The 13,025-nt window shown below is 73.2% G+C and carries 15 protein-coding genes; 12 read left to right on the top strand and 3 right to left on the bottom strand.

The features are described 5' to 3' along the window. Positions 1–695: 695 nt before the first annotated feature. The 8 genes from ACZ5WG_RS34320 (at position 696) to ACZ5WG_RS34285 (ending at position 8,148) form a co-directional block, all read left to right on the top strand. Positions 696–1,745, top strand: a complete 1,050-nt coding sequence (locus tag ACZ5WG_RS34320) for a segregation and condensation protein A (protein ID WP_468728377.1) — start codon at positions 696–698, stop codon at positions 1,743–1,745. Next, positions 1,742–2,392 carry an SMC-Scp complex subunit ScpB gene (gene scpB, locus ACZ5WG_RS34315; protein ID WP_468728332.1) on the top strand — a complete coding sequence of 217 codons (651 nt, stop codon included), beginning with the start codon at positions 1,742–1,744 and terminating at the stop codon, positions 2,390–2,392. Before ACZ5WG_RS34320 ends, scpB begins: the two co-directional genes overlap by 4 nt. Continuing rightward, positions 2,392–3,804 carry a pseudouridine synthase gene (locus ACZ5WG_RS34310; RefSeq protein ID WP_468728330.1) on the top strand — a complete coding sequence of 471 codons (1,413 nt, stop codon included), beginning with the start codon at positions 2,392–2,394 and terminating at the stop codon, positions 3,802–3,804. Before scpB ends, ACZ5WG_RS34310 begins: the two co-directional genes overlap by 1 nt. 138 nt (positions 3,805–3,942) lie before the next feature. Then, positions 3,943–4,539: a nicotinamide riboside transporter PnuC gene (gene pnuC, locus ACZ5WG_RS34305; RefSeq protein WP_468728329.1), complete on the top strand. Its 597-nt coding sequence runs from the start codon at positions 3,943–3,945 to the stop codon at positions 4,537–4,539. 5 nt (positions 4,540–4,544) lie between these two features. Beyond that, complete coding sequence (locus ACZ5WG_RS34300) at positions 4,545–5,633, top strand: AAA family ATPase (protein WP_468728376.1); 1,089 nt, start codon at positions 4,545–4,547, stop codon at positions 5,631–5,633. Then, positions 5,630–6,373 carry an NUDIX hydrolase gene (locus ACZ5WG_RS34295; protein ID WP_468728327.1) on the top strand — a complete coding sequence of 248 codons (744 nt, stop codon included), beginning with the start codon at positions 5,630–5,632 and terminating at the stop codon, positions 6,371–6,373. The genes ACZ5WG_RS34300 and ACZ5WG_RS34295 overlap by 4 nt, the downstream gene beginning before the upstream one ends. After that, positions 6,370–7,386, top strand: coding sequence for an ADP-ribosylglycohydrolase family protein (locus ACZ5WG_RS34290; RefSeq protein WP_468728326.1), 1,017 nt, complete (start codon positions 6,370–6,372; stop codon positions 7,384–7,386). The genes ACZ5WG_RS34295 and ACZ5WG_RS34290 overlap by 4 nt, the downstream gene beginning before the upstream one ends. Before the next feature lie 3 nt (positions 7,387–7,389). After that, positions 7,390–8,148 (top strand): nucleotidyltransferase domain-containing protein, encoded by a 759-nt coding sequence (locus ACZ5WG_RS34285; RefSeq protein WP_468728325.1) that lies wholly within the window; start codon positions 7,390–7,392, stop codon positions 8,146–8,148. On the opposite strand, the gene ACZ5WG_RS34280 is transcribed toward ACZ5WG_RS34285, so the two are convergent. From ACZ5WG_RS34280 to ACZ5WG_RS34270, 3 genes are all read right to left on the bottom strand, one after another. Then, complete coding sequence (locus tag ACZ5WG_RS34280; RefSeq protein ID WP_468728323.1) at positions 8,137–8,844, bottom strand: nucleotidyltransferase domain-containing protein; 708 nt, start codon at positions 8,842–8,844, stop codon at positions 8,137–8,139. The two genes, ACZ5WG_RS34285 and ACZ5WG_RS34280, sit on opposite strands and share 12 nt — an antisense overlap. 28 nt (positions 8,845–8,872) lie before the next feature. Further along, positions 8,873–9,343 carry a Rieske (2Fe-2S) protein gene (locus ACZ5WG_RS34275; protein WP_468728322.1) on the bottom strand — a complete coding sequence of 157 codons (471 nt, stop codon included), beginning with the start codon at positions 9,341–9,343 and terminating at the stop codon, positions 8,873–8,875. 94 nt (positions 9,344–9,437) lie between these two features. After that, the gene (locus ACZ5WG_RS34270) at positions 9,438–9,779 is read right to left on the bottom strand and encodes a DUF952 domain-containing protein (protein WP_468728321.1); all 342 of its coding nucleotides are present in this window, start codon (positions 9,777–9,779) and stop codon (positions 9,438–9,440) included. 107 nt (positions 9,780–9,886) lie between these two features. Between ACZ5WG_RS34270 and ACZ5WG_RS34265 the strand changes: the two genes are divergently transcribed. The 4 genes from ACZ5WG_RS34265 (at position 9,887) to ACZ5WG_RS34250 (ending at position 12,996) form a co-directional block, all read left to right on the top strand. Next, entirely contained in the window at positions 9,887–10,330 is a 444-nt protein-coding gene (locus ACZ5WG_RS34265; RefSeq protein WP_468728320.1) for a YidB family protein, read from the top strand. A gap of 127 nt (positions 10,331–10,457) precedes the next feature. Further along, complete coding sequence (locus ACZ5WG_RS34260; RefSeq protein ID WP_468728319.1) at positions 10,458–11,546, top strand: prephenate dehydrogenase; 1,089 nt, start codon at positions 10,458–10,460, stop codon at positions 11,544–11,546. Positions 11,547–11,662: 116 nt separating this feature from the next. After that, complete coding sequence (cmk, locus tag ACZ5WG_RS34255; protein WP_468728318.1) at positions 11,663–12,352, top strand: (d)CMP kinase; 690 nt, start codon at positions 11,663–11,665, stop codon at positions 12,350–12,352. Positions 12,353–12,408: 56 nt separating this feature from the next. Beyond that, positions 12,409–12,996, top strand: coding sequence for a lysophospholipid acyltransferase family protein (locus tag ACZ5WG_RS34250; protein WP_468728375.1), 588 nt, complete (start codon positions 12,409–12,411; stop codon positions 12,994–12,996). Positions 12,997–13,025: the final 29 nt, after the last annotated feature.

The following is a 13,025-nucleotide window of genomic DNA, read 5'->3' as shown; positions in this document are numbered from 1 at the left end:
ACCGTGACCGATGCCGACCTGGCGGTGTTCTTCCCCCCTCCCACCTGCGGTGACCGGTGGCCCGGCCGGCACGTGGCTGAGCCGATGTCGACCTGACGGTGTTCTGGCGGCTGGAGGGCCCACTCATCCGTGGTGACCGGTGGCCCGGTCGGCATGTGGCTTCGTGTGGGGGCTGGCGGCTCCTCCGGCTCGTCGTGACCGTGACCGATGTCGACCTGACGGTGTTCTGGCGGCCGGAGGGCCCACTCACCCGTGGTGACCGGTGCCCCAGTCGGCAGGAGGGCCCGTGACGGGCGGTCGGAAGGCGGGGAGGGCGGGCCGCCGGGCCTGCTTTGACTGCATCCCGGTGGGGATTTCGCGCTCCCGCCCCCGCGGCTTCCGGCCTGCCTCCCGGTCCGATCTCGCGCCCCGGCCGCGCGCCTGCCGCCCTTCCTCCCAGCTGCCGCCCCCTCCTCCCCGGTACCGCCCCTCCCCGGACCCCCCTTCCTCCCAGCTGCCGCCCCCTCCTCCCCGGTACCGCCCCCTCCCCGGAACCCCCCTTCCTCCCAGCCGCCACCGCCCCTTCCTCCCCGATGCGCTGCGCGTCCCGCCCCCGCGGGTTCCGGTCGCCGGGCGGGTCCGGGGGAGCGGGGTGGAGGGAGCGTGGCAGCCTTGGGGGTGGCCGCCGACCCCCTCCCGTACCGCCTTGGACCGTGATGCCCCTTCCCGCCGATCCCGGCCGCCCCGCCCGCCGCAGTCTGGGTCGCGGGCCGGGTACCCAGGCCGTGTCCGAGCCGCGAGACGCCCACGCGCCCCCTGAGGGGCCCGTGGCGCCCGGGCCGGTCGAGGGCCCCGCAGGGCCCCCCGCGCCCGCTGACGCCCCCGCAGGGGCCCCGCAGGAGCCCGCGGAGGGCGGAGCGGGAGCGTCCGCCGTCGTACCGGGCCCGGCCGTGGCCGCCGGGGCGCAGTCCGACGGGCGGTTCACCTTGCGGCTCGCCAACTTCGAGGGGCCCTTCGATCTGCTGCTCCAGCTGATCTCCCGGCACAAACTCGACGTCACCGAGGTCGCCCTCTCCAAGGTCACCGACGAGTTCATGGCGCACATCCGCGCCATGGGCCCCGACTGGGACCTCGACCAGACCACCGAGTTCCTCGTGGTCGCCGCCACCCTGCTCGACCTGAAGGCCGCCCGCCTGCTGCCCGCCGCCGAAGTCGAGGACGAGGCCGACCTCGCGCTGCTCGAGGCCCGCGACCTGCTCTTCGCCCGCCTGCTCCAGTACCGCGCGTACAAGCAGATCGCCGCGATCTTCGAGCAGCGGGCCGAGGCCGAGGGCCGCCGCCACCCCCGTACCGTCGGCCTCGAGGAGCACCACGCCGAGCTCCTCCCCGAGGTCGTCATCAGCATCGGCGCCGAGGGGTTCGCCCGGCTCGCGGTCAAGGCCATGCAGCCCAAGGCCAAGCCCCAGGTCTACGTCGACCACATCCACGCACCGCTCGTCAGCGTGCGCGAGCAGGCCGCCGTGGTGGTCGCGCTGCTCAAGGTGCGCGGCGAGGCCACCTTCCAGGAGCTCACCGAGGACGCCGACGACACCCTCACCGTCGTCGCGCGCTTCCTGGCCCTCCTGGAGCTCTACCGCGAGAAGGCGGTGCTCCTCGACCAGGAGGAGGCCCTGCGGACGCTCACCGTCCGCTGGAGCGGCGGGGACGGCGACGGAATGCCGACCGTCACCGACGAGTTCGATCAGGTCGTGGAGGCCAAGGAATGACCGGAACCACTCCGCCCCAGACGCCGCAGACGCCGCTGCAGGCGCTCGCGCTGAAGCCGGCCCTGGAGGCCGTCCTCATGGTCGTGGACGAGCCCGCGACCGAGGCCCACCTCGCCAAGGTGCTGGACCGCACTCCGCGCGAGGTCGCGGACGCCCTGCGCGAGCTGGCGGACGAGTACACCGTGCAGGGGCGGGGCTTCGAGCTGCGGCTCGTCGCCGGCGGCTGGCGTTTCTACACCCGGGCGGAGTACTCCGACGCCGTGGAGCGCTTCGTTCTGGACGGCCAGCAGGCCCGGCTGACACAGGCCGCACTGGAGACCCTGGCGGTCGTCGCGTACCGCCAGCCGGTGAGCCGCTCGCGGGTCTCGGCGGTCCGCGGAGTGAACTGCGACGGGGTCATGCGGACCCTGCTCCAGCGCGGTCTGGTGGCCGAGGCGGGCACGGAACCCGAAACAGGTGCGATCCTGTACAGGACGACGAACTACTTTCTGGAGCGGATGGGCCTGCGAGGCCTGGACGAGCTCCCGGAGCTCGCGCCCTTCCTCCCCGAGGCGGACGCGATCGAAGCTGAGACGCAAGAGGGTGTTCCGTCGTTCGATCCGGATGCACCGGATACCGATGAAGACGACAAGACGACGGAACTTTGATGCGAAGCAGCGGCAACGGCAACGGTGGCGGCAACAGGAACAGCGGCGGCGGTGGTGGCGGCGCGCGCGGTGGCTCCCGCGGCGGCAGCTCCAGCGGCGGCGGTGGTGGCTACCGCGGTAGCGGCTCCGGCGGCGGCAGCGGCTCGGGCGGTGGCTCGCGCGGCGGCAGCTCGGGCGGTGGCTACCAGGGCGGTGGCTCGCGCGGCGGCAGCTCGGGCGGTGGCTACCAGGGCGGTGGCTCCCGTGGCGGCAACTCCGGCGGCGGCTACCGCAGCGGCGGCAGCTCCGGTGGCGGTTACCAGGGCGGCGGCTCCGACTCGCGTGACCGCGACCGCGAGCAGGCCCCCCGCATCCGCAACCCCCGCCCCGAGGAGCGCCGCTACGACGTCGGCCCCGAGGGCGAGCGCAGCCGCGGCGGCGCCAAGGCCGGCGGCGGCGGTGCCCGCGGCGCGGCCGACGGCAACCGCGGTGGCGGTGCCCGCGGCGACGCGGCGCGCGGCGGCGCCAAGGGCGGACCCCGCACCTCCAAGACCCCCGGCATCGGCGGGGCCGGCGGCCCGCGCCGCGGCCCCGGCAGCCGCAGCGGCCAGTCCCGCCCGCGCGAGCTGGACGCGCGGATCGAGGAGCGCGTGCGCGACCGGTACGCCGACAAGCCCGTGATCAAGACCCCGAAGACCTTCCCGGGCGCCGAGCAGGAAGGCGAGCGCCTGCAGAAGGTGCTCGCCCGCGCCGGCATGGGCTCGCGCCGCGCGTGCGAGGAGCTCATCGAGCAGGCCCGCGTCGAGGTCAACGGCGAGATCGTGCTGGAGCAGGGCAAGCGCGTCCAGCCGAAGGACGAGATCAAGGTCGACGGCCTGACGGTCGCCACCCAGTCGTACCTGTTCTTCGCCCTGAACAAGCCGGCCGGTGTCGTCTCCACCATGGAGGACCCGGACGGCCGCCAGTGCCTCGGCGACTACGTCACCAACCGCGAGACCCGGCTCTTCCACGTCGGCCGGCTCGACACCGAGACCGAGGGCATCATCCTCCTCACCAACCACGGTGAGCTGGCCCACCGCCTCACGCACCCGAAGTACGGCGTGAAGAAGACCTACGTCGCCGCCATCACCGGCCCGCTGCCGCGTGAGATCGGCAAGCGGCTCAAGGACGGCATCGAGCTGGAGGACGGGTACGCCCGCGCCGACCACTTCCGCGTCGTCGACCAGGTCGGCAAGAACTACCTGGTCGAGGTGACCCTCCACGAGGGCCGCAAGCACATCGTCCGCCGCATGATGGCGGAGGCCGGCTTCCCGGTCGAGAAGCTCGTACGGACCTCCTTCGGGCCGATCGAGCTGGGCGACCAGAAGTCCGGCTGGCTCCGCCGCCTGACGAACACCGAGGTCGGCATGCTCATGCGCGAGGTCGGTCTGTAGCCCCTCCGCAGTCCCGCCGTCGCCGACGGACCAAAGCCCGCAGTGCCCCCGTGGCACTGCGGGCTTTTCGCTTGTCAGGGACCCCTCCCCGTGTTTATAGTCAATGTGACCATTAAAGAACGAGGGAGGTCGGCCGTCATGAGCTGGACCGAAATTCTGGGGTTCGCCACCGGGGCCCTGTGCGTCTGGCTCGTCGCCCGGCAACACGTCGCGAACTGGCCCATCGGCATCGCCAACAACATCTTCTTCATCGTGCTCTTCGCCCAGTCCGGCCTGTACGCCGACGCCGGGCTCCAGATCGTCTTCATCGCCCTCGCCGCGTACGGCTGGTGGTCCTGGACCCACGGGGGTGGACCAGGATCCGCAGAGGCCCTGCCGGTGCGTCGCACCACGCGCACCGAATGGGCCGTACTGGCCGCGGCGGGGGCGGTGGGGGTGCTCGGGCTGACGCTCCTGCTCAGCCGGGTCACCGACTCCACCGTCCCGTTCTGGGACGCGCTGACCACCGGGCTCTCGCTCATGGCCACGTACGGCCAGTGCCGCAAGCTCGTCGAGTCGTGGTGGCTGTGGATCGCCGCCGACCTCGTGTACATCCCGCTCTACGCCTACAAGGGGCTGTACCTGACCTCGGCCCTGTACGCCGGCTTCCTCGCGCTCTGCGTGGTCGGCCTGCTCGGCTGGCGGCGCACGCTGCCGGCGCGGGGCGCCCGTACGGCAGCGGAGGCGGCGGCGTGAGCGGCGTGAACGGGACGAAGCGCTTCGGGCACGGGCTGGTGCTCGGCAAGTTCTACCCGCCGCACGCCGGCCACCACCACCTCGTACGCACCGCCCAGGAGCAGTGCGAGCGGCTGACCGTGCTGGTGTGCGCGGCCTCGGTGGAGTCGGTGCCGCTCGCCGACCGGGTGGCCTGGATGCGCGAGGCACACCCCGGGGCGGAGGTCGTCGGCGCGGTCGACGACATCCCGGTCGACCTGCACGACCCGGCGGTCTGGGAGGCGCACATGGCGGTCTTCCGGGGCGCGGTGCCCGGGCCGGTCGACGCCGTCTTCACCTCGGAGGAGTACGGGAGCGAGCTCGCCCGGCGGTTCGGGGCCGAGGAGGTCTGCGTGGACCCGGGGCGCACCCGCTTCCCCGTCTCCGGCACGGCCGTGCGGGCGGACCCGGTCGGGAACTGGGAGTTCCTGGGGCCGGGCGTACGGGCCGCCCTGACCCGGCGGATCGTCGTACTCGGCGCCGAATCGACCGGTACGACGACCCTGTCGCGGGCGCTCGCGGCCCACTACCGGGCGCGCGGCGGGGTGTGGGCGGGGACGGGCTGGGTCGCGGAGTACGGGCGCACGTACAGCGAGGAGAAGCTGGCGGCGGCGCGCGCGGCGAACCCGGCCGCGACCTGGGAGGACGTGTCGTTCACCACCGCGGAGTTCCCGGTGATCGCGCGGCGGCAGGACGCGGAGGAGGAGCGGGCGGCCCGGACGGGTTCGCCGGTGCTGATCTGCGACACCGACTCCTTCGCGACCGGCATCTGGCACGAGCGGTACATGGGAGGGCGCAACGAGGAGGTCGAGAAGATCGCCGCCCTGACGCCCCGGGACCTGTACCTCCTCACCGACCACGAGGACGTGCCCTTCGAGGACGACGGCCTGCGCGACGGCGAGCACCTGAGACCCTGGATGACGGACCGCTTCCGCGAGGAGCTCACGCGCACGGGCAGGCGTTTCCTGACCGTGCGCGGGGACCGCGGGACGCGGCTGGCGCAGGCCGTCGCGGCGGTCGACGAACTGCTGGCCGAGGGCCGGCACTTCGCGGATCCGCTGCCGGAGCACCGATGACGACGGCCTACGACCCGCACGCGTTCGAACCCTTCGCGGTGACGGTCGACCTGGCGGTGTTCACCGTTCGGGGCGGGGCGCTCCACGTCCTGCTGATCCGGCGGGGGCAGGAGCCGTACGCGGGAGCCTGGGCGCTGCCCGGCGGCTTTCTGCTGCCGAGGGAGTCCGCGGAGACCGCGGCCCGCCGGGAACTGGCCGAGGAGACCGGCCTGTCGCAGGCCGTCGTCGCCGCGCTCCACCTGGAGCAGCTGCGCACCTACAGCGAACCGGACCGCGATCCCCGGATGCGGGTCGTCTCGGTGGCCTTCACCGCCCTGGTCCCGGACATGCCGGAGCCGGCGGCGGACGGCGGCGGCGATGCGGCCCAGGCGCGCTGGGTGCCGGTGGGGGAGGCCGGGCAGGCTGCGGAGGACCTGGCCTTCGACCACGCGCTGATCCTGGCGGACGCGCGGTCCCGGGTCGGTGCGAAGCTCGAGTACACCTGCCTGGCCACGGGGTTCTGCCCGCCCGAATTCACCCTCGGGGAGCTCCAGTCCGTCTACGAGACCGTCTGGGGCACCGCCCTGGACCGCCCCAACTTCCGCCGCAAGGTCCTGGCCACGCCCGGCTTCGTCGAGGCCGTGCCCGGCGCCGCCCGGCTGACCGGAGGCCGCGGCAAACCGGCCGCGCTGTACCGGGCGGGCCCGGCGACCGCCCTGCACCCGCCGCTGCTCCGCCCTACGGAAGGAATCCCGAAGTGAATCTGCAGAAGCGGGCGGCCACGGGGGCTCTCGTCGGCCTGGCCCTGGGAGATGCCCTGGGCTTCCCGACAGAGTTCAACGACGTCCCGTCGATCCTCGCCAAGACCGGCCCGTGGCGGGAGATGCGGCTGCCGAGCCCGGCGATCGTCACGGACGACACCCAGATGACGCTGGCCCTGGCACGCGGCATACGGACGGCGAACGAGCGCGGCCGGGTGGGCCCGCTCCGCCTGGCCCGTCCGGTCCGGGAGGAGTTCGTCGACTGGTACCTCTCCCCGGAGAACAACAGGGCGCCCGGCAACACCTGCCTGCGGGCGTGCAATCTGCTGAACGACCCTTCCCGGGACTGGCGGGACGCGAGCCAGATCGGTTCGAAGGGCTGCGGGGCGAACATGCGGGTGGTCCCGGTGGGCCTGGTCCCCGGCTGGACGGAGGAGGAACGCTCCGGCGCGGCCCAGCTCCAGTCGGCCCTGACCCACGGCCACCCGACGGCGCTGGCCGCCTCGGACCTGACGGCCCGGGCGGTGTACCTGCTCGCGCAGGGCACGGAGGTGACGGGCCTGGTCGGGCAGCTGCGCTCGTACGCCCTGCACCACCGCACCCGCTACCACGAGCGCTGGCTGGGCGACCTCTGGATGCGCACGGCGTCGGATGCCTCGCCGGAGTCCTTCATCGCCCGCGGCTGGGACGAGTGCCTGTCGGTCCTGGACCGCCTGACGGCGGCCCTTCGAAACCCTTCCCCGGAGACGGACCCATGCCTGACGACGGGTGACGGCTGGATCGCGGAGGAGGCGCTCGCCACGGCCCTCCAGTGCTTCCTCCTCTTCCCGGACGCCCCCCTGACGGCCCTGCGCCGCGCGGCCTGCACGGCGGGCGACTCGGACTCGATCGCCTGCCTGGCCGGCGCCTTCGCGGGCGCCCACCTCGGCGCGGACGTCTGGCCCCCCGACTGGGAGGGCCGCATCGAGTACCGCGACGAACTCCTGTCCTTCGGCGCCCTCTGGGATTCTTGATCCATGTTGGATGCACTGAGTATCGACCTGACCCCCGTGGTGGCGGAGCAGCCCGACCCGCTGCTCTTCGCCACGGTCTCGGGCGCCCACCTGTACGGCTTCCCCTCCCGGGACTCGGACATCGACCTGCGCGGTGCCCACCTCCTGCCGGCGTCGGCCCTGCTCGGCCTGCGCGACCCGGAGGAGACCCGGACCCGGATGTGGGACCGGGACGACGTGGAGATGGACCTCGTCACACACGACCTGCGCAAGTTCGTCCGGCTGATGCTGAACCGCAACGGCTACGTCCTGGAGCAGTTGCTGTCCCCGCTGGTGGTCCACACGACACCGGCGCACGAGGAACTGATCGCACTGGCCCCGGACGTCCTGACCTCCCACCACGCCCACCACTACCGGGGCTTCGCGAACACCCAGTGGCGCCTGTTCGGGAAGACCGGTGAACTCAAGCCGCTGCTCTATGCCTTCCGCGCGCTGCTGACCGGCATCCACCTGATGCGCGCCGGCGAGATCCAGGCACATCTGCCGACCCTGCTGGGCGACGTACGGGAGTCCCCGGCGTACCTGGCCGACCTGATCGAGGCCAAGGTCGCGGCCGAGCACGGCCCGGCCGCCGGCACGGACGGATCCCGCGTCCAGCAGGACTTCGAGGCGTTGCACGCCGTCCTGGAGGCGGCGCAGGCCGCGTCCGTACTGCCGGTGCACGAGTCGGCGTACGACGCGCTCGACGACCTCGTCGTCCGGTGCCGGAGGCTAGAAGGCTGACATCCGGCGGGTGCGGACGAGGAAGTCCTCCACTCGGGCCAGGTCCGGGGCTTCGGGGAGCGGGGTCGTGGCAAGGGCCGTTTCCGATTCCGCCGTCAGGCGGGTCATCCAGGTGTCGACCTCGGGCCAGGTGAGTTCGCCGCGCTTGACCGCGAGGAGGCGGTCGCGGTGCTCGGTGGCGTCGATCGTCAGGCGGCCCGTGCGCAGGAGGTCGCGGCAGGACAGGAGCAGGCGCAGCAGGTGCATGGCGTGCTTCCAGCGCGGGGCGCCGTGGATGCGGACGTCCGCGACGAGTTTGGCGTGCTGGGACGCCGCGTACCGGGTGAAGGTGGTGTGGGCCCGGCGGGAGAGGAACGCCTCCCGGAGGGAGAGGAGTTCCTCGCCCACCGGGGTCAGCCGTTCCACCAGCGGGGAGTGCAGGCACTCCAGGATGTTCGGGTTGGCGCGCAGGGCGAGTTCGCAGAAGCGTTCCAGCTCCCAGGAGAACTCCTCCTCCCGCGGGCCCTCCACATGCGTCGGCGGCTTCTCGAAGTGCCAGAACAGCGGCGTCGGGGCGACGTACACACCGCGCCGGTCGGTGTCGCTCGCCTCCGTCGCCAGGCCGAACGCCCGGGAGCCCATGACGCACGCGTAGACCGTGTGGTCGCGCACCAGGGTGAGGTTCAGGGCTTCCGCGGGCGTCGTCGGCTCGTTCATCCGGGGAGCGTAGGCGGGCGGGGCTCCGCTACGCGAGCGAGATATTGCCGTCCGGGGCCACCGTGATCTGCTTCTCCGCCAGGGGGCGGGTGGCCGGGCCGTGGGCCACGGCGCCGTCCGTCATCTGGAACTTGCTGCCGTGGCAGGGGCAGTCGATGGTGCCGGCCTCCACCTTGTTCACGAGGCAGCCCTGGTGCGTGCACACCGCCGTGAAGCAGCGGAAGGACCCGGCCGTGGGCTGGGTGACGACCAGCTTCTCCTCCTTGAGGATCGTGCCGCCGCCCACCGGTACGGCAGAGGACTTCAGCAGGGCCTTGCCCGCACCCGTCCCGGACGAGGGGGCGGGGGACTGCGCCGCCTGCGCGGTGGAGGCGCTGCCCGGCTCGCTCTTCGGGTTCTTCTCCTCGCCGCCGCACGCGGTGAGCGTGCCGCCGGCCAGCGCGGCGGCGGCACCTGCCGCCAGTACCGTGCGGCGGGCTGTCGGCGTGGGGTCGCTCATGGGGTTGCTCCTCGATCCGGTCCGGGAAGGGGGGATGGCGAGCAGCATCCTGGCGCGTCCCGGGCCGCAGGAGAAGCCCCCGCGCCGCCGGGGCTCAGGAGCGCTGACCCCACGGGGCCAGTTCCGCCGGACCGCCCGGCGTCCGGACGACCTCCCAGACGCGGACCACGGCCGCCCGGTCCAGCGGGCCGTGGACGTGCGGGTAGCGGCCACCGGATTCACCCTCGCGGCGGACCTCCGAGGTCAGGGCCCGTTCGTCGAGCTCGACGGCCAGCAGCGGACCCGGTACGCCGCGGTAGTGCGCGTCCGCGATCTCGAGCACCGTGGGGCGGTCCGCCGAGCAGTGCACGAAGCCCTCCGAGTCGAGCGAGGAGGGGGCGTACGGAAGCTCGGGCGCGGCGGTCCAGTCGGCGAGCGGAACGATGTGGAAGATCATGCCTCCGGTTCTACCGCAGCGGCCGCCGACTGCTTGCACCAAGTGGTGGATTGGCGTGGAACGAGTGACATTGTCCGTGTCTCGAACCCTCTCGAAAGGCATGGACGATGGCGGGTAACGACCTCGGCTCCCTTCTGGGCAGCCTCCTCGGAGGCGGCAGCGGTGGTCAGGCAGGCGGTGGTGGCGCCAACATCCTCGGCGCGCTGCTCGGCGCCCTCATGGGCGGCGGCGGTGCGGGCGGGTCCCAGGCGGCCGGAGGCGGGAACAACCCCCTCGGCGGGCTGATGGACATGCTCGGCAAGCCCGGTCTCGCCGACCAGGCGCAGTCCTGGATCGGTACGGGCGAGAACAAGCCGGTCAGCGGTGCCCAGATCGCCGAGGCGCTGCCGGACGACACCCTGCAGAAGGTCGCCGAGCAGGCGGGAGTCAGCCCGCAGGAGGCCGCCGACCAGATCGCGCGGCAGCTGCCGCCGGCCATCGACAAGCTGAGCCCGGCCGGTTCGATCCCGAGCGGGTCGCTCGAGGACATCATCCGGCAGCAGAACCTCTAGGGCCTGCCCCAGCCGAGGGTCCGGCCGCCGTCCCACATGACGGGCTGCCGGGCCCCCTAGGCGTGTGCGCTGGCTACTCTGGCCCTGACTTGCCGTTACTCGTCATCCGCATCCCTGGAGCGCCCCCGTGAGAACCGCCGTCGTCATCGGAACCGGACTGATCGGCACCTCCGCGGCGCTCGCCCTGGCCGCCCGCGGCATCACCGTCCACCTCGCCGACCACGATCCGGCCCAGGCCCGTACGGCCGCCGCGCTCGGCGCCGGCACCGACGAGGCCCCCGACGCTCAGGTCGACCTCGCGATCGTCGCCGTACCGCCGGCCCACGTGGCCGCGACCCTGGCCGACGCGATCGGCCGCGGCGTGGCCCGCGCGTACGTGGACGTGGCCAGCGTCAAGGGCGGGCCGCGCCGGGAGCTGGCGGCCCTGGGCGTGGACGTCACCGCGTACATCGGGACCCATCCGATGGCCGGCAAGGAGCAGTCGGGGCCGCTGGCCGCGACGGCCGACCTCTTCGAGGGCCGGCCCTGGGTGCTGACCCCGACCCGGGACACCGATCACGAGGTGCTCAACCTGGCGCTCGAGCTGGTGGCCCTGTGCAAGGCCGTACCGGTGGTCATGGACGCCGACGCGCACGACCGGGCGGTGGCGCTGGTCTCGCACACCCCGCAGCTGGTGTCCAGCATGGTCGCGGCGCGCCTCGAGGAGGCCGACGAGACGGCGGTACGGCTGTGCGGGCAGGGGATCCGGGACGTGACGCGGATCGCCGCCTCCGATCCGCGGATGTGGGTGGAGATCCTCTCGGCGAACCCGGGCCCGGTGGCCGACGTCCTCGCCGGGATCGCGTCCGACCTGGAGGCGACGGTCGACGCGCTGCGCGGTCTCCAGTCGGCGGACGTCGAGAAGCGCCGCGGCGGCGCGGCCGGCATCGAGGACGTCCTGAAGCGGGGCAACGCGGGCCGGGTGCGGGTGCCGGGCAAGCACGGCGCGGCGCCCATCGCGTACGAGACGGTCGCCGTGCTGATCAGCGACCAGCCTGGCGAGCTCGCGCGGATCTTCGCCGACGCCGGGCGGGCCGGGGTCAACATCGAGGACGTGCGGATCGAGCACGCCACGGGCCAGCAGGCCGGTCTCGTACAGCTCATGGTCGACCCGAGGGCGGCCGGCGCCCTCACGGCGGAGCTGCGGGAACGGGGCTGGGCCCTGCGCCAGCAGTAGTCCCGCGGGCCGCCTCCCCGGTACTGGGCGGCGCCGGTGCCGGGGGCCGGTAACCTTGGTGAGGGGCGCTTTGGCGCGCCCGGACACGTACGCGCAACCAGGAAGGTGCCCGCACCGTGGAAACCGCAGCTCCGTCCGCCGTGATCGTCGCCATCGACGGTCCCTCCGGCACGGGCAAGTCCAGCACCTCCAAGGCCGTGGCCGCCAAGCTCGGGCTGCGCTACCTGGACACCGGTGCCCAGTACCGGGCCATCACCTGGTGGATGATCAGCAACGGGATCGACACCGACGACCCGCACGCCATCGCCGTGGCCGCCGGCAAGCCCGGCATCGTCTCCGGTACGGACCCGGCCGCGCCGACCATCACGGTCGACGGCCTGGACGCCTCCGGCCCGATCCGCACGCAGGAGGTCACCTCCAAGGTCAGCGCCGTCAGCGCCGTCCCCGAGGTGCGCACCCTGATCACCGAGCTCCAGCGCAGCATCGCCGCCGCGGCGGAGGGCGGGATCGTCGTCGAGGGGCGGGACATCGGCACCACCGTCCTGCCCGACGCCGACCTCAAGATCTTCCTGACCGCGTCGCCCGAGGCACGCGCCGCGCGCCGCAGCGGTGAGCTGCGCGGCAAGGAGGCCACGGACCTCGCGGCCACCAAGGAAGCCCTGATCAAGCGCGACGCCGCCGACTCGGGCCGCAAGACCTCCCCGCTGGCCAAGGCCGGCGACGCCGTCGAGGTGGACACCACCGAGCTCACGCTCGACCAGGTGATCGAGTGCGTCGTGACGCTCGTGGAAGAGCGGCGCAAGTGAGCGGAACGCCCTCCCTCAAGGGTGCGGCGCTCGGCCGGCGGATCGGCATCGGCCTCATGTACGGGCTGTGGAAGCCGCGCGTACTGGGCGCCTGGCGCGTGCCCGCCTCGGGCCCTGTCATCCTTGCCGTGAATCACGCGCACAACATCGACGGGCCCATGGTCATGGGCACCGCCCCGCGGCCGCTGCACTTCCTCATCAAGAAGGAGGCGTACATCGGCCCGCTCGGCCCGTTCCTGGACGGGATCGGCCAGGTCAAGGTCGACCGTACGGGCACGGACCGGGGCGCGATCACCAAGGCGCTCTCGGTGCTCGAGAACGGCGGCGCCCTGGGGATCTTCCCCGAGGGCACCCGCGGCGACGGCGACTTCGCCTCGCTGCGCGCCGGGCTCGCGTACTTCGCGGTCCGCAGCGGCGCGCCGGTCGTGCCGGTGGCCGTGCTGGGGAGCACCGAGCGCCAAGGGCGGCTGGTCAGCGGACTGCCGCCGTTCAAGAGCCGGGTCGACGTCGTCTTCGGCTCCGCCTTCGACGCGGGGGACGGCACCGGCCGCCGCACCCGTACGGCCCTGGACGAGGCCACCGTACGCATCCAGAGCAGGCTGACCGCCCATCTGGCCGACGCCAAGCGCCTCACCGGGCGCTGAGCGAGACTTGACCTAGTAGTGGAACCGCG

Source organism: Streptomyces sp. NPDC032745, assembly GCF_055579465.1.
Note: the sequence above shows the minus strand (reverse complement) of the source record. Positions and strands in the feature narration are given on the sequence as shown.